The following is a 21008-nucleotide window of genomic DNA, read 5'->3' on the forward strand; positions in this document are numbered from 1 at the left end:
CCGGTCGAAGATTCGACCGACCGCGACGAATACCCGACCGACCATCGCGGATCCGGAGGATCCATCCCAACGTCCTTCCCCCCTGGTGGGGGAAGGTGGCCCGAAGGGCCGGATGAGGGGGGGACGAGCGGCACAAGCGTCGAAATGCAAAGGGACCCTCCCCGGCCGCCGGCCCGGGCCGTTCCCCGAACTCCGATGCTCCGCGGGCAAGCCCCCCCTCATCCGACCGCACCGCGGTATGTCTTCCCCCACCAGGGGGGAAGACCATTTGGATCGAGCCGACGCGAGGATCCGCGTCGATACGGCAACCTCACAAGGAGCCCCCATGAAGCACATCAGCAGCGGACGCCGATTCGCCCTGGCCGCCGCCCTGGCGGCGGCGTTGTTCGCCCCCGCGGCGCGGGCGCAGGAGAAGCCCGAGGGCGAGGCCAAGCCCGAGGCGCCCAAGGCCCGCGTGGCGGTCTTCCGGCTCTCCGGGTCGATCCAGGAGACCCCGAGGGACGACGTCCTGAACCTGGGCGGCGAGTCGTCCACCCCGCTCTGGTCGCTGATCGAGCGGCTCGACAAGGCCGCGAAGGACCCGGCGGTGAAGGCCGTCGTCGTGATCCTGGAAGGTGCCCGCCCCGGCCAGGCCCAGACCGCCGAGATCCGCGCCGCGTTCGAGAGGCTGAAGGCGGCCGGCAAGGACGTGTACGGCCACGCCGATTCGATCGGCGGCCTGGGGCAATACGTCCTGCTCAGCGCCGCGACGCGCGTTAGCGCCGTCCCCACGGCGGACCTCTGGATCACCGGCCTGTACGGCGAGGCCCCGTACATCCGGTCGCTGCTGGAGAAGGTCGGCGTCCGGCCCGACTTCCTCACCTGCGGCGACTACAAGAGCGCCGCCGAGATGTTCATGCGCGACGGCCCCAGCGAGCAGGCCGACGCCATGCAGAACTGGCTGCTGGACGGCCTCTACGAAACGATGGTCGCGCGGGTCGCCGCCGGCCGGAAGGTGGACGCCGACCGGGTGAAGGGGTGGATCGACGCCGGCCCGCACACCGCCGAGAAGGCCAGGGAGCTGGGCATCCTCGACGCGGTGGAGCATCGCCAGGAGCTGGAGGCCCACCTCAAGAAGACCTACGGCGACGACGTCGTGCTCGACCGCAAGTACGGCAAGAAGGAGGAGCCGAAGCTCGACGCCTCCAACCCGTTCGGCCTGTTCAAGTTCCTCGGCGAGGTCATGGCCGCGTCGAAGGTGGACAAGGGCAAGCCGGCGGTCGGCGTGGTGTACGTCGACGGCCCCATCGTGCTCGACGCCCAGGCGGGCCTGGCCGCGTTCCAGGACGAGTCGGCCGTCGGCGTGAAGATCAGGCGCGCCCTGGACGACGCCGCGAACGACGACTCGGTGAAGGCCGTCGTGCTCCGCGTCGACTCCCCCGGCGGGTCGGCCCTGGCGAGCGAGATCATCCTCGACGCCACGAAGCGGGTGAAGGCCAGGAAGCCCCTGGTCGTCTCCATGGGGGACGTGGCCGGCAGCGGCGGCTATTACGTCGCCTGCGGCGCCGACACCGTCTTCGCCGACGAGGCGACCATCACCGGCTCGATCGGCGTGGTCAGCGGCAAGCTGGCGACCGACGCCCTCTTCGACAAGGTCGGCGTCTCTTTCAAGTCGTATCGCCGCGGCCGGAACGCCGGGATGCTCGCCTCCAACAACGTCTTCACGCCGGCCGAGCGGGTCAAGATGCAGGAGTACATGGACGAGATCTACGGCGAGTTCAAGGGCCACGTCGTCGCGATCCGCGGCGACCGGCTCAAGAAGCCGATCGACGAGATCGCCGGCGGTCGCGTCTACACCGGCAAGCAGGCGCTCGACCTCGGCCTGGTCGACCGGCTCGGCGGCTTCCACGACGCCGTCGCCTTCGCCGCCGAGGCCGCCAAGCTGACCGACTACGACGTCCGCGCGGTCCCCAAGCCGAAGTCGGTCATCGAGGAGCTGCTGGACCAGTCGTCCGGCGAGGACGGTCGCAAGGGCCTCGTCCACGCGGCCGGCGGCTCGATGCTGCTGGAGGCCGCCGCCCCCTTCCTGCGGACGCTCGACCCCGCGCGGGCCGACGCCGTCCGCTCGGCCCTCGGCCGCCTGGAGCTGATCCGCCGCGAGGGGGTCATCGCCATGATGCCCGAGCTGGGCATCGGCCGCTGACGCGCGGGGGCTCGACGGACGCCGTAGGATTCCACCGGGGCGCGCGATGCGCGGCCCGGTCGTTTCCCACGCGCCGCAAGGAGCCCATCATGTCCGCCTCTCGCCCCCGGATCGCCATCGTCGGAGCCAGTCAGGATCGGTCGAAGTACGGCAACAAGGCGGTCCGGGCGTTCGTCGCCCAGGGGTGGGAGGTGTTGCCCGTCAACCCTTCGCTGTCGGAGGTGGAGGGGCTCCCCTGCTATCCCGACCTGGCCGCCATCCCCGGCGATCACCTGGACCGCGTCTCGTTGTACGTCCCCCCCGCCGTCGGGGTCGGGATCCTGGACCAGCTCCGCGACAAGCGGGTCGACGAGGTCTGGATCAACCCGGGCGCCGAGTCCCCCGCCCTCCTCGCCCGCGCCGAGGAGCTGGGCGTGGAGCCGATCCAGGCGTGCAGCATCATCGCCGTCGGCGAGAACCCCGCGCGCTTTTCTTGACCAGACGGCGGGTTACAATGGGGGCGGAGGACCGGCCCATGATCCCCCCGCTCCTGATCGTCGCCGCGCTGGTCGCGGCCCAGGAACCCCGAGTCGACTTCAAGGTCGTCACCTGGTACGACCGCGCCAACCCGATCGCCACGTTCCAGTATCGCGGCTACGACGTGCGCAAGGGGGAGTACACCCCGGCCGTCGACGCCTGGCTGGAGGCGATGCGCGCGCGGCGCCCGAACTACAAGGTCGTCGTCCAGGACGTGGACCTGGCGCGCGAGCCCGGCCCGACCGAGCGACGCAAGGTGGGCGCGGTGATCCATCGCGAATTGCTCGCGGCGGCGGCGGCCGAGGGGCTGACCCTCGGCGCGTCGACGGGGGACGTCGTGGGCAAGGCCCCGCGGACGGTCCGGCTCCGGCCGATCCGCGAGACCGGCCCCTACCTGCCGGCGATCCCGATGATGTTCAACCAGAACCCCACGCCCTACGGCTTCCCGGTGCCGATGCCATTCCCCCGGCCGCACCCCTGAGGGCGCGACGCCGCGTGGATCCACCGGCCCGCGTCAGCGCGAGCCCCGGCCCTTCCTCGGCGTCTCGGACCCCTTGAGGGAGTCGCCGACGGCCGATCGAGGGCCCGGCATCTCCAGCCGGCGGCCCGGCGTGGCGGATGCCTTGATGGCCGACGGCGGGCCGGTGTCCTCGCGCCCCCCGGCCGACGACGGGGGGGGCGGCGTCCACGCGGGGCCGTCGTCACCCCCGCAGCCCCCGGCCGGCGCCGCGACCGCCATCAGCGCCGCGACGCCCCACCCGATTCGCGACACGCTCATCGCTCGGACCTCCTCGCGCGAACTTCGCGTCAATAGCTGTCCGAGCCGACGACCTCGCCGCCGGCGCTGGAGCCGAGCGCCTGCCAGGTGGCGGGGGCGACCGAGTCCTTCACGAACTTGACGCTGCCGTCGGCCATCAGCGTGTTCACGCCGCCGGGGTGCCGGCTGCGCGCCGCGTTGAAGACGGGCGTCCCCCCCGTGCAGGGCGGGGTCGACCTGATCCGCCACGAGCAGTAGGGCTCGCCGTTGCCCGTCCCCCCCAGGGCGTCGGGGATCTTGGAGTTGGGCGGGGTGTAGGCCATGAACATCGCGCAGTTGTAGTCGTCGTTGAAGATGTCGCCCCGGTGGTCGTAGTTCGGGTTGCCGGCGTTGGGGCCCATGATGACCTCGCCGCAGAGGATCGTGTTGCTCGCGCCGTCGGTGATGTCGCGGAGGCTCGTGGAGAAGTTCCCCTTGAACGGCGCCCCCTGGAACGAGACCGTCCCCGCCGGCCCCGTGAACGGGTCGCCGCTCGGGTCGCCCGGGTAGGTCACCGCGCCGCCGTTGCGACCCGTGTTCAGGCCGCCGGAGCGCTCGTTCTGGAAGAAATGGGTGCTCCCCCAGTTGACGACGATGCTCCCCTTGGCCCGAGGGTGGGCCGTGTCGGGCTCCTGGATCGTCGGCGTGTCGCTGGGGCACTGGAACGCCGCGATCGGCGAGCGGATCACCGTCGTGTTCTCGGGCTCGTAGAACTGGAGGCTGAAGTTCACCGCGTTATAGGTGTTCCCTTGCTCCAGGTACGGCAGGATGCTGAACGCCCAGGTCCGGCGCTGGTGTCGCTGCGGGGCGTAATTGTAGCCCTCGCCCGTCCGGCCGATGGGGAACGACCCCAGGGTGTCGTGGTAGTTGTGCATCGCCAGCCCCATCTGCTTGAAGTTGTTCACGCATTGGGAGCGGCGGGCCGCCTCGCGGGCGGCCTGCACGGCGGGGAGCAAAAGCGCGATCAGCACGGCGATGATCGCGATGACCACCAGCAGTTCGATGAGCGTGAATCCCGATCTCTTGGCAGGCGTCATGGCCTCGTCCTTGCGCGGCGCGAGAGGGCGACGCGGGGTCGCCTCGTCGCCGTCGAGCGAATGGGGCCCCCGGGGCCTGGCGGCCGGCGGCGACCCGAGGTGGGAGGGAGCGACGCGGCCGTGTCCGCCGCGGCCGCGATGGTCGGCGGGGAGCCGACCCTCGCGACTATAGGCCGACGGCCCAGTCTGGTCAAGGTCATTGAGACTGTCGTTTTGGGTCTTTCAGAACGGAATGACGGTTTTTCCGCGGGGGCGGCGCGTCGGCGTCGGCGCTTGCCGGCGCGGGTCGGGTCGGTCAGACTACGGGCTTGCCCCCCGCCGACCGGCGGGGACGACCGACGCCCCCGGGAGCGACCATAGCCATGAACCTCGCCCGACTCGCGATCGTCCTGGGCCTCCTCGCCTTCGGCCCCGCCCTCGCCCAGGCCGACCCCCCCGGCCTCAAGCCGCTCGACATCGGCGCGACGGCCCCGGACTTCGACCTCCCCGGCGTCGACGGCTCGAACCACGCGCTGAAGGACTACGCCGACGCCAGGGCCCTGGTGGTCGTCTTCACCTGCAACCATTGCCCCACCGCGCAGGCGTACGAGGCCCGGTTCGCGAAGCTCCACGACGACTACAAGTCGAAGGGCGTCGCCGTGGTCGCGATCTCCCCCAACGACCCGGAGGCCGTGCGGCTCGACGAGCTGGGCTACAGCGACCTGAACGACTCGTTCGAGGAGATGAAGCTCCGGGCGAGCGACCAGAAGTTCCCGTTCCCCTATCTCTACGACGGCGAGACCCAGGAGGTCTCGAAGGCCTACGGGGCGCTCGCCACGCCGCACGTCTTCATCTTCGACGCCGGCCGCAAGCTGCGGTATCAGGGCCGGTTCGACGACGGCGAGGTCAAGACGCCGAAGTCTCACGACGCGATCAACGCCCTGGAGGCGGTCCTGGCCGGCAAGCCCGTGGAGACGCCGACCACCCGCGTCTTCGGCTGCTCCACCAAGTGGTCCGACAAGCGCGACGAGGCCGCGCGGTCGCTGGAGAAGTGGGACGCCGAACCCGTCGCGATCGAGCCGATCGACCTGGGGGGCGTGGCGAAGCTCGCCAAGAACGAGGGGGACAAGTACACCGTCGTCAACGTCTGGGCGACGTGGTGCGGCCCCTGCGTCCAGGAGCTGCCCGAGTTCGTGACCATGAATCGGATGTATCGCGGCCGGCCCTTCCGCCTGGTCACGATCAGCCTGGACGACGTCGCCAAGAAGGCCGACGCCCTGAACGTCCTGAAGGCGAACCACGTCGCCGCGACCAACTACATCCTCGACTCCGACGACCGCGACGCCTTCGCCGAGGCCCTCGACTCCGAATGGCCCGGCCCCGTCCCCTACACCCTGATCCTCGCCCCCGGCGGCGAGGTCGTCTACCGCAAGAGCGGCGGCATCGACCCGCTGGAAGTCCGGCGCGCCATCGTCGCGAAGATCGGCCGGACGTATTGAGCGGGGGGCGCGGCCGACTCGTTGGAAACGCTCTTCCCCCCTGGAGGGGGAAGACAGACTCCGAAGGAGTCAGATGAGGGGGAGCTTGCCCGAGCAGCTTCGGATTTCGAGTCATCCGGCCCAGGCCGAAGGCCATTGGGAGGCCGCCCCGAATCCCGGAGGCCGTCTCGCTCGTCCCCCCCTCATCCGGCCCTCCGGGCCACCTTCCCCCTCCAGGGGGGAAGGCTGTCATCAGCATCGTCTCAATCGAGGCCGCGGCTCCGCTCGCCGGCCATCGGTGTAGGACAACCGGCGGCGGGCCGCTACAATGGCGGGCATCCGCCCGACGGGTGCCCGCGCCGTGGCGCGCGGGAGAATAGGGAAGCCGGTGAGAATCCGGCGCGGGGCCGCCGCTGTGATCGGCGAGGCCCGGGACGCCATGCCACTGCCGTTCGCGGCGGGAAGGCCGTCCGGGCCGCGAGAGCCGAGAGCCAGAAGACCTGCCCGTCGGGACGACGATCGACGATCCGGCCGCGCTCGGCCGAGTCCCTTCAGCGCCGCCCGGCCCGGCGGAGAGGTCCGTCTCGATGTCACACCGTCGGCACCGTCCGCGTCGCCCCCCCGGCGAGGCCGTGAGGGCGCGTCCGTGAGCGGCCGCCCCGCGCGCATCCTGCTGCTCCTGGCGATCCTGGCGGTCGTCGGCTCGCTCAGCCTGGGCGTCGGCTCGGCGCGGCTGTCGCCGGCGCGCATCGCCGCGGCGCTCGTCGGCGAGGGGAGCGACGCCGACATCGTGTGGGACCTCCGCCTCCCCCGGATCATCCTGGCGGCGCTCGTCGGCCTGGCGCTGGGGGCGGCGGGGGCGGCCTACCAGGGGCTGTTCCGCAACCCGCTGGCCGACCCCTACGTCATCGGCGCCTCGACGGGCTCGGCCCTCGGCGCGACGCTCGTGATGATCTTGGCGGGGGACGCCGGGGCGATGGGCTTCGGCGCGGTGTCGCTGGGGGCGTTCCTCGGGGCGATGGGGGCGGCCGGGCTGGTCTACGTGACGGCCGCCTGGTGGGGCCCCGCGCCGATCGTCACGCTCCTCCTCGCGGGGACGGCCGTCAGCAGCTGCCTGGGGGCGGTCGTCTGGCTGCTGATGGTCCTGCACGACCAGGAATTGGCCCGCATCGTCCTCTGGATGATGGGGAGCCTGGCCGGCCGGAGCTGGTCGGCGGTGATCGGCGGGACGCCTTACATCGCGCTGGGGTTCGCGACGCTCTGCGCCCTGGCCCGGCCGCTGGACGCCCTCAGCCTGGGCGAGCAGCCGGCGAGGGCGCTGGGGCTGCCGCTGCGGCGCATGAGCGGCATGGTCGTCGCCGCGGCCAGCCTGGCGACGGCCGCCGCGGTGGCCGTCGCGGGGGTGATCGGCTTCGTCGGCCTGATCGCCCCCCACGTCGCGAGGGCGTTCGTCGGCGCCAGGCACCGCTACCTGATCCCGGCCTCCGGCCTCTGCGGCGCGATCCTGCTGGTCCTGGCCGACGACCTGGCGCGGACCGTCGCCGCGCCGACGGAGCTTCCCGTCGGCGTCCTCACGGCGATCCTGGGGGGGCCGTTCTTCCTCGTGGTGCTGAGGAGGGCCGTCCGATGACCCCCCGCCTCCGCGCCGAGGGGCTCGCGTGCGGCTACGGTCGCGGCCTGCCCGACGTCCTGACCGGCATCGACCTGGACGTCCCCGCCGGGACTGTCGTGGCGCTCCTGGGCCCGAACGGCTCGGGCAAGACGACCCTCCTGCGGACGCTCGCCCGCCTGCTGACACCCCGCGCCGGGACGGTGCGGCTGGAAGGCGAGGACGTCTGGAAGCGCGGGCGCGCCTGGGCCCATCGCCGGATCGCCATCGCCCTCCAGGACGACCCCGGCGGCGCGCGGCTGACCATCGAGGAGGTCGTCCGGCTCGGCCGCGCGGCGCACCGCGGCTGGTGGCTCCCCATGACCGCCGACGACGAGGCCGTCGTCGACCGAGCGCTGGAGTTGGCCCGGCTGACCCCGATGCGTCGCCGCTCCGTCGACGCCCTGTCCGCCGGCGAGTGGCAGCGCGTCACCCTGGCCCGGTCGCTCGCGCAGGAGCCGCGCGTCCTGCTGCTGGACGAGCCCACCGCCCACTTGGACTGGAACTATCAGATCGAGATCCTCGACCTGGTCGACCGCCTGGCGCATGACGAGGGCCTGGCCGTCGTCGTGAGCCTGCACGACCTGAACCAGGCGTCGACCTGGGCCGACCGCGTCGCGCTGCTGGCCGAGGGCTCGCTGCTGGCCCACGGCGAGCCCGAGGCCGTCCTCACGCCCGAGACCCTCGCCCGCGCCTACCGATGCCCGGTCCTCGTCGACCGCCACCCCATATCCGGCGCCCCCATGGTCCTCCCCCCTCCCCGCCGACGGAGCCTCCGAGCCGATGACGACCCAGCGTGACGCGAACCGCCTGCTCCGCCCCCTGTGGCTCGCCTCCATCCTCGTCGCGGGCTGCGGCGCGCCGGAGGCGACCGCGCCCGCGGAGCCCGCGCGGCCGTTGCGCGGCACGACCGTCGAGGGCGAGGGCTGGCCCCGGCGCGTGACGGATTCGGTCGGGCGGTCGATGGTGCTGGAGAAGCCCGCGACGCGGGTAGTCTCGCTGGCGCCATCGAACACGGAGATCCTGTTCGCGATCGGCGCGGGGGACGCCGTGGTGGGGGTGACGAACGTCGACGACTACCCGCCGGAGGCGAAGTCGCGGACGTCGGTCGGGGGGATGTCGGCCCAGACGATGAGCCTGGAGGTCCTGGTCTCCCTGAAGCCGGATCTCGTGCTGGCGACGGCCGGCGTGCAGGGGCCGGCGATCGAGCCGCTGGAGCGCCTGGGGCTGGCCGTCGTCGCCCTGGACGCCGAGCGGCCCGAGGACGTGCCGGCCAACATCCGGGCCGTCGGCCGGATGGTCGGCGCCGAGGCGAAGGCCGAGGAGGCCGCGTCGGCCTTCGACGCGCGCCTCGAGGCCGTCCGATCGCGCGTCGCCGCGCGGACGGGGCCTCGGCCGAAGGTGCTCTATCTCCTCTACGACACCCCGCTGATGACCGTCGGCCCGGCGACGATCCTGGGCCGGATGATCGAGGCGGCGGGGGGAGACAACATCTTCGCCGACGTCTCCCAGAACTACCCGACCCCCAGCGACGAGGAGGTCGTCCTCCGTCGCCCGGAGGTCGTCCTGGCGACGTTCGGCCTGATGAACGGCGGCGACGCCTCGCCGGACCGCAACCGGGAACGCCTGCTGAATCGCCCCGGCTGGCGGAGCGTCCCCGCGATCCGCGACGGCCGCGTCTTCACCCTCGACGAAGACCTCGCCACCCGCGTCGGCCCCCGGCTCGTCGAGGGCCTGGAAGCCATGGAACGCGCCCTGGCCCCCTCGCCGTGAGCCCGCCTCACCCCGGCGGGGCGACGGGGGGCGGCGGGGGGAGCTTGACCTCCTTCTCCTGGAACTTCTTCTTGAGCCGCTTGAGGAACTCGCGCTTCACGGCCCATTGTTGCAGCGGCAGCGTCTTGATCGAGAACAGGATGACGACCGCCGTGTCGGTCAGGGCGTCGACGCCCATCATGTTCAGGTCGTCGACGATCATCAGCCGGAACTTGGGATCCTGGCGCATCTCCTTGCCCAGATCCGTGATGAGCCCGATGACCCGGTCGACGTCCTCGTCCCAGGCGATCCGGACGTTGAACGACGCGCTGGACCAGCCGTGGGTCAGGTTGATCACCGAGGTCGTGGCGCCGTTGGGGAGGAAGTGCAGGCCGCCGTCGCCGTCGCGGAGCGCCGTCATGCGCAGGGTGATCTGCTCCACCTGGCCGCTGTGGTCGCCGATCTTGACGATGTCCTTCAGCTTGTACTGGTTCTCCAGCAGGATCATGAAGCCGTAGAAGAAGTCCTTGATGAGGTTCTGGGCGCCGAAGGCCACCGCGACGCCCGCCACCGCGGCACCGCCGAGCAGCGGCCCGACCGGGATCCCCACCTGGCCCAGCAGCGTCGAGATCCCCCCGGCGAGCACCAGCACGCTGCCGGTGTTCTGGAGCACGCTGACGAGCGTCTCCATGCGGTTGTCCCGCTCGGCCTTCGACCCCCGGATCCCCCGCGAGGCGAACAGCTCCACCAGCTTGTGCGAGTACCGGCTGACCAGGAGGTACAGCAGCGACATCACGACCAGCGTGCCGACGACCGGCGGCCCGTTCGCCCAGAGCCAGGCCCGGATGTTGTGCGACGAGAGGGGGCTCTGGAGCGCCTCCACCGTCTCCTGGGTCTTCTCCAGGCCCTCCCGCTCGGACTGGGCGCGGACGTTGATCTTCTGGAGGGCGTCGACGACCAGTTGCCGCTCCTCGGACATCTCCTCGAACCGCGCGCGGAGCCGCTTCTCGCTCTCGCCGGCGGCGCGGACGCGGCGGTCCAGCGAGCCCAGGACGTCGCCGCCGTCGTGGGTCCAGGCCTGGACGGCCGCCGAGGGCGTGTCCTTGGCCAGCTCCTCCAGCAGGTACTCGCGCGTCTGGTCCGCGTTGCGGACGGCCCGACGCGAGACCTCGACCAGCTCGCGCACCAGGTCCAGCGACCTTGCCAGGCTCTGCATCCGGGCGTCGAGCGTCATCGTCCGACGCTGAAGCTTCTCGACGGTCGTGCTCCGGGCGGCGAGATCCCGCTTGGCGGAGACCAGCTCCTTGCTGGGAGGGAGGGCCGGCTTGGCCTTCTCGGCGTCGGCCTGGGCGTCGGCCGGGGCGGCGTCCTTGGGCGTCTCCCCCTCGGCCTTGGCGGGCTCCTCGGCCTTGGGGGCGTCGGCCTTTTTCGCGGCGTCCGACGCCGGCTCCGCCGCCTTCGGCACCAGCGGCTGGCCGGGGACGATGGGGATCTGGACGGCCGGGGGCGCCTCGTCGGGCTTCTTCGCCTCGGCCGGCGCGCCGGCGGGCTCGGCGGGAGTCGGGTCGGGCGCGGCCGGCTCTGGGGCCTTCTCGTCCAGCGAGCGGAGCACGTCGCCGGTCGTCAGGATGGCCGTCAGCCGGCGGCGGTCGTCCTCCATGACCTCGCGCAGGATCTCGATGCGTTCCAGGACCAGGGTCCGCGAGCGCAGGTCGAGGTCCAGCCGCTCGCGGGCCAGCGTCCAGGGCCTCTCCAGGGTCGCGGCCTGGCGCTCGATCTCGGCGGCGCGCCCGGGGTCGCCGGCATCCATCGCCTTCTTGCGCTCGCGGTCGAGGCTCCGCCTGAGGTCGTCGAGGTGCTGGAAGACGTCGCGAGCCTCCTCCATCTCCTCCCGCGAGCCGATGCGCCCGGCCAGGTTGTCCAGCTCGCGCTCGTTGCCCCGGATGGTCCGCTCCAGCAGGGCGACCACCTCGGCGGCGCTCAGGCTGGAGGGCTCCTCCTCGTCCTGAACGGCGGGGCTCGGCGAGACGGCCGGGCCGAGGGCGTCGCCGGGCTTGAGCCGGGCGAGGCGCTCGGAGGTGAAGTACTCGCAGCCGGTCGCCGCGAACGCCAGGGCCGTCGCCCACAGGGCGGCGACGAGCAGGCGGGCGGCGGCGCCCCGGCGCGGGGGCGAGTGCGAGTCGAGTCGGGCGGGCGACGGTGGCAAGGGCGACCTCGAATGGCTGGCGACGCGCCGGCGTCCGGGCTCGTCGCGCGGAACGGATGGCCGATCGTCCTCGGTCGAGGATACAGTGGGGCGCGTCGGGCCGCCAAGAGCCGCAAGCGCGGCGCCGCGCCCGTCCGCCGCCCGAGGTCGCGCCGATGCCCCGCACGCTCAAGCTGTACAAGCCCTACGACGTGCTCTGCCAGTTCACCGACCCGGGAGGACGGGCGACGCTGGCCGACCTCGTCCCGATCCCGGGCGTCTACGCCGCCGGCCGCCTCGATCGCGACAGCGAGGGCCTCCTCATCCTCACCGACGACGGCCCCCTGGCCCATCGCCTGACCGACCCCCGCTTCGACCACCCCAAGACCTACCTCGCGCAGGTCGAGCGGATCCCCGACGACGACGCGCTCGACGCCCTCCGCCGCGGCGTGACGCTCGGCGACGGCCCGACCAAGCCCGCCGACGTCGAACTCCTGGCCGAGCCCCCGGACATCCCCGAGCGCCCCGTCCCGATCCGCTTCCGCAAGAACGTCCCCACGGCCTGGATCCGCCTGGTGATCCGCGAGGGCCGCAACCGCCAGGTCCGCCGCATGACCGCCGCCGTCGGCCACCCCACCCTGCGCCTCGTCCGCTGGGCCGTCGGCGCCATCACCCTGGACGGCCTGTCCCCCGGCCATTGGGCCGACCTCTCCGACCCCGAGCAATCCGCCCTCCGAAGCCTCTCCGCCCTCCGCCCCCCCGCCCGGCGTCCGAGGAACGACCCCCGCGCCCGACGACGGACCCGCTGAGCCGACGAGCCGGGATCTCGACGGGCCGGGCGTCTCGCCCACCTCCCACGACGAGCCCGAACGGGAGTCACCCGGGCGGGAAGCGGCGAAGGGCGCGCCGGCCGCCGCGACTCGCCGCGCACGCGGCGATCAGGCCGGTGGCCAGGAGGCACAGAGCCGACGGCTCGGGTATGGCCGCCTGGGCGGGGACGACCTGGAAGCCGCCCGTGCCGCCGACCCCGAAGGGGTCGCCGAGGAGGGCCTGGAACCCGACCTCGCCGTCGCGCAAGTTCCGGACCGACGCCGTCAATGTGTAGCCGACCGTCAGGCTCTGGCCGGGCGCGAGCCTCCCCAGAGAGCTTGACCCGCTGAACGGGCTATACCTCAGGCCCTGGATCTCTCCGATCGCGCGGAAATCCCCCAACTCGCTCCCCTCGCCTCGTTCGTTGAGCAGATCGGGCGAGCGGTCGATGAAGTATCTGGGCCGGGTGCCGGAGGGGCTCTCGTACCTAACCCCGACCGAGTAATCGAAGATGGTCCGTTCCTCCAGGAGCGTCCCGTCGGCGGCGAAGAGGTCGGTGGTGTACACGGCGGACACCGACGAGCCCAGAGGACCGAACGCGCCGAAGTGCAGGATGCTGGCCTCGATCTCGGGGATCGTGTAATCGAGCCTCAGGAGCCTCGACTCGGGGCCGATGTTGGTGATGGTCTGTTCGAAGTAGGCGATGGCGTCGCCGAAGGCGGGCAGCGGCTGAAACCCGCTGACCCCAACCCCCGCGAAGGTCGTGGTCGTCATTTGCGCCGAGATGAACCCGCCGGGCAGGGTGCTCTGACTCGTGGGGTAGCGGGACCAGGTCGGCTGCCGCAGCGAGGAGGCGAGCCCCGGATCGCCCGGCGGGTTCATCCTGGAGTCGACCCTCGGATCGTCGTTATACCGGGCCGTCGCCTCGATCAACACGTCCGAGTATTCGAGGAGTTCGTCGGCCGAGGCCGGCGCGAGGGCCGACGCCGAGACGGAGGCGGCCACGGCGAGGATCCATACGGCGGCGCGGCGGGTACCGTTCGAGGCCCGGGCGATCTGCCACACGGTCGATGGGAACTTCATGGTTCTCCCCTCCATCGAAAGGAACCAGCGACCCCGATTCGCGCGACGCGGGAGCATTCGGCGCGGACGCCGATCCCGAGCCCGGCGGCCCGTCCCCCTTCCTGTTCCATGCATGCCGCGACGCGGCGTGACGCCCCGTGCCGAGGCTCGGCGGCCCGGCATCCCGAGACGATCTCCGAGGCGACCCTGAACGCGCCGCGGGCCGGGATCGCCGCGGCCCGAGCCCTGGCGTCCCTGTTCGAATTGATGACGCCCCGCCGGGCGGGCGCTCGCTTCACGGTATCGTCGAGGCCCGATGTATGCAACTGTCAAATTAACATTTTTGACGATTAAAAGAATTTAAGTCGCGGGCGTGCGAGGCGGGGCGCGCCTTGGTGGAGGGCGTCGGGAATCTCGGGCCGAGGATCGCGCCGCTCCATGCGCGGGGTCCGCCGAGGCGCGCGTCCGGGCCTCGGCCGAGAAGCCGCTCGTCCCGACCGCGTGGCGCATGGTCCCTCCCGGAAAGGGGGGCGATGGTGGGAGGAAGGTCCGAGCCACCCGACATGAATTTCCGGATTCGTGAAATCCTGTCGCCGCGGCCGCGGAGCGTGCAAGGTGAGAGGCTCGATCGTTCCTTGACAATTCGGCGGCGGTGAACGGCCCGACCCACCCGGCGGGCCGGAGAGTCGGGGGGGATCCGCGCCGGCCGCGCGGATCGGAGCCCCCCGCGATCGGTCGCGCCGACATGACTCGCGCCGGCCGTCGGCGTCGGGACGCAAGGCCGACGCGATGCATTCGAATTCGACGAACGGAGCCAAATGGATTCCGGCGCAAGTTACCGTGAATACACGGGATAAACACCGATCGCGTGGACGACGCGATGACGAACGAAGCCAGCTTTCGCGCGGCGTCCCGGTCCTATTCCGCCCTGGCCTTCCTCCACCGGGGAGGGGCGACGATCCAGACGGCGAGGACGGCGAGGCCGAAGGCGACGTAGATGATGGTGAAGACCCAGGGCTCGGCCTGGAAGAACATCAGGCGGTGGACCCACGACGCGATGAAGTCCCCCTCCAGCGTCGTCTGGCCGGCCTGCATCCGGAGCCGGTGCTCCCAGACCGTCAGCGGGCAGGCGACCCCCGCGAGCGACTCGCCCACGACGATCGCGATCATCGTCAGGTGGACCAGCCGGAACCATCGGTTCCTCACCCACTCCCAGCGGAAGGCGATCCCCAGCAGGATCGCCGCCAGGCCCAGCACGAGGAACGCGACCCAGGCGAAATGGATCAGCGCCACGACGTTCGCGAGCACGGCCGGGCTCATGGCGGGGGACTCCGGGGGTCAGGCGGGGGGGCCCTGCTTGACCTCCCGCAGCAGGTAAGTCGTCTTGTCCTGCGATTCGTAATACGTCCGCATGACCAGTTCCGATTGAATCCCCAGCAAGATGCTCAGGCAGCCCGCCAGGAACAGCATCACGGCCAGCGAGGGGAGCGGGGTCTCCACGAACGTCTTGTTGGGAAGGTCGGCCGACCACAGCAGGGCCGGCCAGGGGAAGACGTACTTGAAGTAGACCATCGCCGCGACGCAGAGGATGCCCCCGGCGAACGACCACAGGCCGAACCGGCCGTAGAAGTGGATCGGCCGCTGGGAGTACTTCTGGAGGAATCGGATCAGGATCAGGTCGAGCACGACGTTGAACGTCCGGGCCAGGCCGTACTTGGTCTGGCCGGCGGTGCGGGCTCGATGGTTGACCACCCGCTCCGTCACCCTCGCCCCCTGCCACGCGGCGAAGATCGGGATGAAGCGGTGCATCTCGCCGTACAGCCGGACCCCCGCCAGCACCCGTCGCCGGTACGCCTTCAGCGTGCAGCCGTAGTCGTGCAGCGGGATGCCGGAGAGCCTCGCCACGATCTTGTTCGCGATCCGCGACGGGATCTTGCGGCTGAAGAGCGCGTCCTGGCGGTCCTTCCGCCAGCCCGAGACGACGTCGAAGCCCTCGTCGAGCGTCGCCAGCAGCTTGGGGATGTCGGCCGGGTCGTTCTGGCGGTCGCCGTCCATGGGGACCAGGACGTCGCCGCGCGCCAGGTCGAGCGCCGCGGAGATCGCGGCGGTCTGGCCGCAGTTGCGCCAGAGGAACGCGACCCGGACGTGCTCCGGGTCGCGCGCCTGGATCGCCTCGAGCCTGGCGGCGGTGCCGTCGGTGGAGCCGTCGTCGACGAAGATCAGCTCGTACCGCCGGCCCGAGGGCCGGAGCACGGCGTCCAGCTCCTCGAACAGCGGCGTGACGTTGTCGACCTCGTTGAAGACGGGGACCAGGACCGAGAGGTCCATCCGTTCGCCCGCTTCCGGTGCCTGGGGGGTCGTCATGAGCCGGACTCGACGCCCTCGTGCTTGCCGATGACGAACTGCTCCAGGAAGCGGCGGCCGATGACGAGCGACTCCTTCCGCGCCTCCAGCGAGCCCTCGTGGGCGCGGTCCTCGACCTCGATCGCCAGGTCGCCCTTGTAGCCGGCGTCGGCCAGCGCGCCCAGGAACGCCCCCCAATTCACGTCCCCCTGCCCCGGCAGCTTGGGCGAGTGCCAGGAGTTCGGGTAGGCGAAGACGCCGAGCTGGTCCAGCTTGGCCCGGTCGATCCGCACGTCCTTGGCGTGGGCGTGGTGGATGCGGTCCTTGAACTCGGCCAGGGGCGCGCAGTAGTCCATGTGCTGGAGAACCAGGTGCGACGGGTCGTAGTTGAGCCCGAAGTTGGGGCTGGGGATGTCCGCGAACATCCTGCGCCAGACGGCCGGCGAGACCGCCAGGTTCTTCCCCCCCGGCCACTCGTCCTTGCCGAACGACATCGGGCAGTTCTCGATGCCGACCTTCACGCCCTTCTTGTCGGCGTGGTCGATGATCGGCCGCCAGGTCTCGAGGAACCGGGGCCAGTTGTCGTCGATCGTCTTGGTGTAGTCGCGGCCGACGAACGTGGTCATCCGCCCGACGCCGAGCGTCGCGGCCAGGTCGATGCAGCGGACGATGTGCTCCTGGCCCGCCTTCGCCTCCGCGAGGTCCGGCGACAGCGCGTTGGGATAGTAGCCGACGCTGGAGATGGAGACGCCGTACTTCTTGCAGAGGTCGAGCGTCGCCCGGATCGCCCCGGGCGACAGGTCGGTCGGGTCCAGGTGCGAGACCCCGGCGTAGCGCCTCTCCGCCTTGCCCGGCGGCCAGGCCATCATCTCCACGCTGGCGAACCCCGCCCTCGCGGCGAAGCTCAGCACCTCCTCGAACGACAGCTCCGGCAGGATGGCCGACACGAATCCCAGTTGCATGATCGAACGCCCCGAATGAGACCGGCGGATCGCGGATCGACCCGTCCAGCCTACCGCGCCGGCGGGGCGGAAGCATCCACCGGGCGGCGGAAGGGCGCGGCCGCGGACGGGGTCGGATTCCGCGCGTGCTGGTGGTAAGATCCTTGGAGAAAACGAGGTGATTCGAGCTGACAAGGCGGAAGGCCCATGGGCGGCGTATCGAGGACGCTGGACCGCATCCTCCGAGGGACGTCGGATGCTAGCATCCGGTTCGACGAACTGAGGGCAGTGCTGCTGCATCTTGGGTTCGACGAGCGGGTTCGTGGCAGCCATCACATCTTCACGCGAAGCGACATCCCGGAAATCCTGAACCTTCAGCCCCGAGGCTCGGCGGCGAAGCCTTATCAGGTCAAGCAAGTCCGAGCCATGATCGACGCCCGCGGACTGCTGCGGGATCGTGACGAATCGAGGTAGCCATGAGCCCAGAGCTTCGCTACGAGATCATCCTGTACTGGAGCCGCGACGACGAGGCGTTCGTCGCCGAGGTCCCCGAGCTGGCGGGTTGCGCCGCGGACGGGGCGACCTACGCGGAGGCGCTGGCGAACGTCGAGGTCGTCGTCCGGGAATGGATCGAGACGGCCAGGGAACTCGGCCGCCCGATCCCCGAGCCGCGCGGCCGGCTGATGTTCGCCTGAGCCTCGCCCCCGTCGCGGCCTCGCGCCCGGCCACGCCGACGGGGCCTCAGTACCTCCGCCACCCCAGGAACATCCCCACGGCCAGCCCCCCCAGGTGGGCGGCGTTGGCGATCGGGCCGACCATCCCCGTGAAGCACAGGACCATCCAGCCCAGCAGGATGACCGTGTTCCGCGAGTCCATCCGCAGGCCCTCCTCCGGGTATAGCTCGCCCATCATCCAGACGTAGCCGAACAGGGCGTAGTTGACCCCCGAGAGGCCGCCGAAGGTGTAGAACCGCGTGGGGCGGAGGGGCTCGGCGTGCAGCCGCTCCATGTACTGGTACTCGATCAGGTTCGACAGCGCGGCCGCCCCGACGATCATCACGAGCATCTTCAGCGAGCCGCGATGCCGCTCGATCGCCGTCCCCAGGACCGTCGTCCACCAGCAATTGAAGAGGATGTGAAGCGCCGAGAAGTGCAGCAGCGTCGGGGTGACGAGCCGCCAGATTTCGCCTCCCAGGATGTCGGTCAGGCCCAGGTGGGGCCGGAAGTCGGGGGGGCCGTTCCGCCAGTCGAAGAACGCGAGCCAGGCGATCGCCTCGCGGCCGTACCCCGACTGCTGGAGGATGTAGACGACGATCGCCAGGCCCACCGTGACCATCGTCACCGGCCGCTGGCGGAACGTCGGGCCGCCCCAGAGGTCGCCGGCCTCGCGGTAGTTCTTGCGGAACTCGCGGTCGCGGCGGGCCTCGGCCTTGCGGATCTCGCTCGCCTTCGGGGCGGCGGCGCGGAACCGCGGGTCGTCGGGCGCGGCGAGGTACTCCCGAAGCTCCTGGCGGGCGCTGTCGACGTGGTCCTCGTCGATGATCCAGACGACGGAGCCGCCGTCGGGGCGGGGGTCGATCCGGGTCTTCATCCCCCGGCCCAGCAGGTGGTCCTCCAGCGTCCGAGGGTCGATCCCCTTCGGAAGCTCGCCGATCATCCTCAAGGTCCGGATCCTCCGCCATGCCGCCCGGTCGATTGGCCCGCGCCTGGAAAGGGGTTCATGATCCCGCGCCGGGGGCGGCGGGTCCAGCCCTCGCGATTGGCGACGGGCCGGCCGCGCGTTAGGATCGGGGGCGGCCCGCCCGGGCCCATCGCCGCCGCGGAGACCGACCATGCCCAAGGCCTCGCCGCAATATCGCCTGGTGATCTTCGACGCCGTCGAGGATCCTCGGGAGCTTCGCGACCTGATCCGCCAGGCCACCGGGGCCCACCCCACCGACGCCGTGCAGTGGCTGGCGCGCACGCCCGGCCTGTGGCCCTGGCCGCTCGACAAGGCGACCGTCACGACGATCCTCGACGGCCTGTACGAGCACGGCGTCGCGGCCGAGGCCCGCCTGGTCGACCAGATCCCCGACCTCAGCCCCCCCCGGAATATCCACCGGGTCGCCTGCACGGAGGAGGGGCTCCGCATCGAGGGCCTGCGCGGCGAGCCGACCCACTGGGTCCCCTGGGACAAGGTCGAGCTGATCTGCGCCGGGCGCATCGTCGCCGAGGAGGCGGGCCCCGGGCCGAGCCCGCAGTGGCCCTCCCCCGTGGTGGCGGGCGTGCGGGCGCTGGCCCTGCGCAAGCCCCGGCCGCTCAACGTCCGGTCGGCCCGCCCGGGCCGCGAGCCCGTCGCCGAGGCGATCGTCGTCCGCGAGGAGCCCCGCGTCGCCTTCCGGTTCGTCGAGAACCAGATGAACTACGCCTACCTGGGCGAACGCCTGCGCGACGCGGCCGCCGAGAACTTCCCCCTCTTCCTGTCCGACCTCCTCGGCCGCTCGACCCGCGCCTACGTGGCCGACTCCACACGGTCGCTGATGGACGGCCGCGAGCCCGGCGAGCACGACTTCCCCAGCCCCCAGGCCCTCCTGGAGCACGCCACGATGCAGCTCCTCTGGGCCTGGTACCGCCGCGACCGTAAGGCGTGGGACGAGCAGGGTCGCTAGCGCGCGGGCCGTCACGCCCCCGCGGGGCCGCCGGCCCGAGCCAGCACCCCGCGAAGCTCCAGCGGGTCGACCGGCTTGACCAGGTGGAGGTCGAAGCCGGCCTCTCGGGACATGCGCCGCGCCTCCTCGTGGCCGTAGCCGGTCACGGCGACGAGCAGCGGCTTCGGGTCCTGGGCGCGCTCGCGCACCCGGCGGGCGAGCGCGTAGCCGTCCATGCCCGGCAGGCCGAGGTCCATCAGGATCACGTCGGGCCGGGCCTCGTCGAGCACGTCGAGCGCCTCGGCTCCGTCGGCGGCCGCCACGACCAGGTGCCCCCAGAGCCGGATGAGCGACACGAGGACCTCCGCGCCGTCGGGGTGGTCCTCGACGAGCAGGACCCGCAGCGGTCGCGCCTCCTCCGCGGAGTCCGGGGGGGCCGGCGCGGACGACGCGGACTCCGTGGGGGCCGCGGCCAGGGGGAGGCGGACGGTGAACTCGCTCCCCGTCCCGGGCCCGTCGCTGGCGGCCTCCACCGTCCCGCCGTGCAGCTCGACCAGCGTGCGCACGAGGGTCAGGCCGATCCCCAGCCCCCCCTGGGAGCGGTCGAGCGAGCGGTCGACCTGGGTGAACATGTCGAAGATCCGCGTCAGCATGTCGGCCGAGATCCCGACGCCCGTGTCGCGCACCCGGATCGCCGCCCAGCCCCCCTCGCGGTCGACCCGCAGGGAGATCCGGCCGCCGTCCTGGGTGTACTTGGCGGCGTTGTTGAGCAGGTTGACGAGGGCCTGCTCCAGCCTCGCGGGGTCGGCCAGGATCGGCGTCGGCGTCGGGGGGGGGGACACCGACAGCTCGTGCCGGCGCTCCTCCATCGCCGGGCGGACGGCCTCCACGGCCCGCGCCACGACGGCCGCGAGGTCGGCGTCCTCCGGGTCGATCCGGATCTTCCCGCTGGTGATCCGGGAGACCTCCAGCAGGTCGTCGACCAGGCGGGCGAGCTGCGTCACCTGGCGCTGGGCCACCGTCCGGGCGCGGTCGATCGTCGCGCCGTCCAGGCCCGGCATCGCCATCAGGTGAAGCGCGGTCCGGATCGGGGCGAGCGGGTTGCGCAGCTCGTGCGCCAGCATCGCCAGGAACTCGTTCTTGCGGCCGTCCATCTCCGCCAGCTCGTCGGCGCGGGCGCGGGCCTCGCGCTCCAGGCGCTCCAGCCGACGGATCCGCTGGCGCTCCGCGGCGCGGCGGTCGGCCACGACGGCGACGGCCGAGTCGACGGTGCGCCTCAGCGACTCGTGGTCGAACCGCCCCTTGACGAGGTAGTCCTGGGCCCCCTGCTTCAGGGCGCGCACGGCGACGGACTCGTCCCCCTGCCCGGTCGTCATCACGATCGGGAACGGCGGGTCGCCCTGCGAGCAGAGGTCGCGGAGGAACTCCAGGCCGTCCATGTCCGGAAGCGCGTAGTCCAGCAGGAGGCAGTCCAGGGCGGCGGACCGCGCGATGGCCAGGGCCTCCGCGCCCGTCTCCTCCTCCAGGAACCGGTAGGACGCCGTCGTGTCCTTCCGCAGGAAGCGGCGGATCGCGGCGCGATCCTCAACGCTGTCGTCGACGATCAGCACCAGGCGCTCTCGCGCAACCATCTCCGCCCCCTCCGACCGCGCG

Annotated in this window: 20 protein-coding genes and 1 riboswitch; of the genes, 11 read left to right on the forward strand and 9 right to left on the reverse strand. The window is 71.7% G+C overall.

The features are described from left to right. Positions 1 to 325: 325 nt before the first annotated feature. The 3 genes from sppA to WG209_RS22620 all read left to right on the forward strand — a co-directional run bounded on the left by sppA (position 326) and on the right by WG209_RS22620 (position 3179). Positions 326 to 2182: a signal peptide peptidase SppA gene (sppA, locus tag WG209_RS22610; protein ID WP_337177367.1), complete on the forward strand. Its 1857-nt coding sequence runs from the start codon at positions 326 to 328 to the stop codon at positions 2180 to 2182. Between the two features lie 89 nt (positions 2183 to 2271). Beyond that, the gene (locus tag WG209_RS22615) at positions 2272 to 2658 is read left to right on the forward strand and encodes a CoA-binding protein (RefSeq protein WP_337177368.1); all 387 of its coding nucleotides are present in this window, start codon (positions 2272 to 2274) and stop codon (positions 2656 to 2658) included. Between the two features lie 38 nt (positions 2659 to 2696). Beyond that, complete coding sequence (locus WG209_RS22620; protein ID WP_337177369.1) at positions 2697 to 3179, forward strand: hypothetical protein; 483 nt, start codon at positions 2697 to 2699, stop codon at positions 3177 to 3179. A 33-nt stretch (positions 3180 to 3212) separates the two neighbouring features. Here the strand turns inward: WG209_RS22620 and WG209_RS22625 are convergent, their stop codons facing one another. Together WG209_RS22625 and WG209_RS22630 are read right to left on the reverse strand one after the other, a co-directional pair. Next, positions 3213 to 3476: a hypothetical protein gene (locus tag WG209_RS22625; protein ID WP_337177370.1), complete on the reverse strand. Its 264-nt coding sequence runs from the start codon at positions 3474 to 3476 to the stop codon at positions 3213 to 3215. A 29-nt stretch (positions 3477 to 3505) separates the two neighbouring features. Next, entirely contained in the window at positions 3506 to 4531 is a 1026-nt protein-coding gene (locus WG209_RS22630) for a DUF1559 domain-containing protein (protein WP_337177371.1), read from the reverse strand. 362 nt (positions 4532 to 4893) lie between these two features. Here WG209_RS22630 and WG209_RS22635 point away from each other — a divergent pair, with 362 nt between their 5' ends. The 4 genes from WG209_RS22635 (at position 4894) to WG209_RS22650 (ending at position 9409) form a co-directional block, all read left to right on the forward strand. Then, complete coding sequence (locus WG209_RS22635; RefSeq protein ID WP_337177372.1) at positions 4894 to 6009, forward strand: redoxin domain-containing protein; 1116 nt, start codon at positions 4894 to 4896, stop codon at positions 6007 to 6009. 325 nt (positions 6010 to 6334) lie between these two features. Then, positions 6335 to 6496, forward strand: a riboswitch (cobalamin riboswitch). A gap of 138 nt (positions 6497 to 6634) precedes the next feature. Then, the gene (locus tag WG209_RS22640) at positions 6635 to 7618 is read left to right on the forward strand and encodes an iron ABC transporter permease (RefSeq protein WP_337177373.1); all 984 of its coding nucleotides are present in this window, start codon (positions 6635 to 6637) and stop codon (positions 7616 to 7618) included. Beyond that, entirely contained in the window at positions 7615 to 8436 is an 822-nt protein-coding gene (locus tag WG209_RS22645) for an ABC transporter ATP-binding protein (protein WP_337177374.1), read from the forward strand. Before WG209_RS22640 ends, WG209_RS22645 begins: the two co-directional genes overlap by 4 nt. Next, on the forward strand, positions 8420 to 9409 hold the full coding sequence (locus tag WG209_RS22650; RefSeq protein WP_337177375.1) for a cobalamin-binding protein: 990 nt from the start codon (positions 8420 to 8422) through the stop codon (positions 9407 to 9409). The genes WG209_RS22645 and WG209_RS22650 overlap by 17 nt, the downstream gene beginning before the upstream one ends. Before the next feature lie 7 nt (positions 9410 to 9416). Here the strand turns inward: WG209_RS22650 and WG209_RS22655 are convergent, their stop codons facing one another. Continuing rightward, entirely contained in the window at positions 9417 to 11594 is a 2178-nt protein-coding gene (locus WG209_RS22655) for a mechanosensitive ion channel domain-containing protein (protein ID WP_337177376.1), read from the reverse strand. A 155-nt stretch (positions 11595 to 11749) separates the two neighbouring features. On the opposite strand from WG209_RS22655, the gene WG209_RS22660 reads away from it, so the two are divergent. Next, positions 11750 to 12382, forward strand: coding sequence for a pseudouridine synthase (locus WG209_RS22660; protein ID WP_337177377.1), 633 nt, complete (start codon positions 11750 to 11752; stop codon positions 12380 to 12382). Between the two features lie 67 nt (positions 12383 to 12449). Here WG209_RS22660 and WG209_RS22665 read toward each other — a convergent pair whose 3' ends face one another. The 4 genes from WG209_RS22665 to WG209_RS22680 all read right to left on the reverse strand — a co-directional run bounded on the left by WG209_RS22665 (position 12450) and on the right by WG209_RS22680 (position 16750). Further along, positions 12450 to 13466, reverse strand: coding sequence for a PEP-CTERM sorting domain-containing protein (locus WG209_RS22665; RefSeq protein ID WP_337177378.1), 1017 nt, complete (start codon positions 13464 to 13466; stop codon positions 12450 to 12452). Between the two features lie 897 nt (positions 13467 to 14363). Continuing rightward, positions 14364 to 14765, reverse strand: coding sequence for a DUF2784 domain-containing protein (locus tag WG209_RS22670; protein ID WP_337177379.1), 402 nt, complete (start codon positions 14763 to 14765; stop codon positions 14364 to 14366). 18 nt (positions 14766 to 14783) lie between these two features. Continuing rightward, positions 14784 to 15809 (reverse strand): glycosyltransferase family 2 protein, encoded by a 1026-nt coding sequence (locus tag WG209_RS22675; RefSeq protein WP_337177380.1) that lies wholly within the window; start codon positions 15807 to 15809, stop codon positions 14784 to 14786. After that, the gene (locus tag WG209_RS22680; RefSeq protein WP_337177381.1) at positions 15806 to 16750 is read right to left on the reverse strand and encodes a sugar phosphate isomerase/epimerase family protein; all 945 of its coding nucleotides are present in this window, start codon (positions 16748 to 16750) and stop codon (positions 15806 to 15808) included. The genes WG209_RS22675 and WG209_RS22680 overlap by 4 nt, the downstream gene beginning before the upstream one ends. Positions 16751 to 16936: 186 nt before the next feature. Between WG209_RS22680 and WG209_RS22685 the strand changes: the two genes are divergently transcribed. After that, positions 16937 to 17203, forward strand: a complete 267-nt coding sequence (locus tag WG209_RS22685; RefSeq protein ID WP_337177382.1) for a type II toxin-antitoxin system HicA family toxin — start codon at positions 16937 to 16939, stop codon at positions 17201 to 17203. Between the two features lie 2 nt (positions 17204 to 17205). Next, positions 17206 to 17424, forward strand: a complete 219-nt coding sequence (locus WG209_RS22690) for a type II toxin-antitoxin system HicB family antitoxin (RefSeq protein WP_337177383.1) — start codon at positions 17206 to 17208, stop codon at positions 17422 to 17424. Positions 17425 to 17470: 46 nt separating this feature from the next. Here WG209_RS22690 and WG209_RS22695 read toward each other — a convergent pair whose 3' ends face one another. After that, positions 17471 to 18385: a rhomboid family intramembrane serine protease gene (locus WG209_RS22695; RefSeq protein ID WP_337177403.1), complete on the reverse strand. Its 915-nt coding sequence runs from the start codon at positions 18383 to 18385 to the stop codon at positions 17471 to 17473. A 175-nt stretch (positions 18386 to 18560) separates the two neighbouring features. Between WG209_RS22695 and WG209_RS22700 the strand changes: the two genes are divergently transcribed. After that, on the forward strand, positions 18561 to 19376 hold the full coding sequence (locus WG209_RS22700; RefSeq protein WP_337177384.1) for a hypothetical protein: 816 nt from the start codon (positions 18561 to 18563) through the stop codon (positions 19374 to 19376). 11 nt (positions 19377 to 19387) lie between these two features. On the opposite strand, the gene WG209_RS22705 is transcribed toward WG209_RS22700, so the two are convergent. Continuing rightward, positions 19388 to 20986 (reverse strand): response regulator, encoded by a 1599-nt coding sequence (locus tag WG209_RS22705; RefSeq protein WP_337177385.1) that lies wholly within the window; start codon positions 20984 to 20986, stop codon positions 19388 to 19390. Positions 20987 to 21008 lie beyond the last annotated feature (22 nt).

The sequence above is a fragment of the Paludisphaera sp. genome, from assembly GCF_037189885.1.
Taxonomy (GTDB): Bacteria; Planctomycetota; Planctomycetia; order Isosphaerales; family Isosphaeraceae; genus Paludisphaera.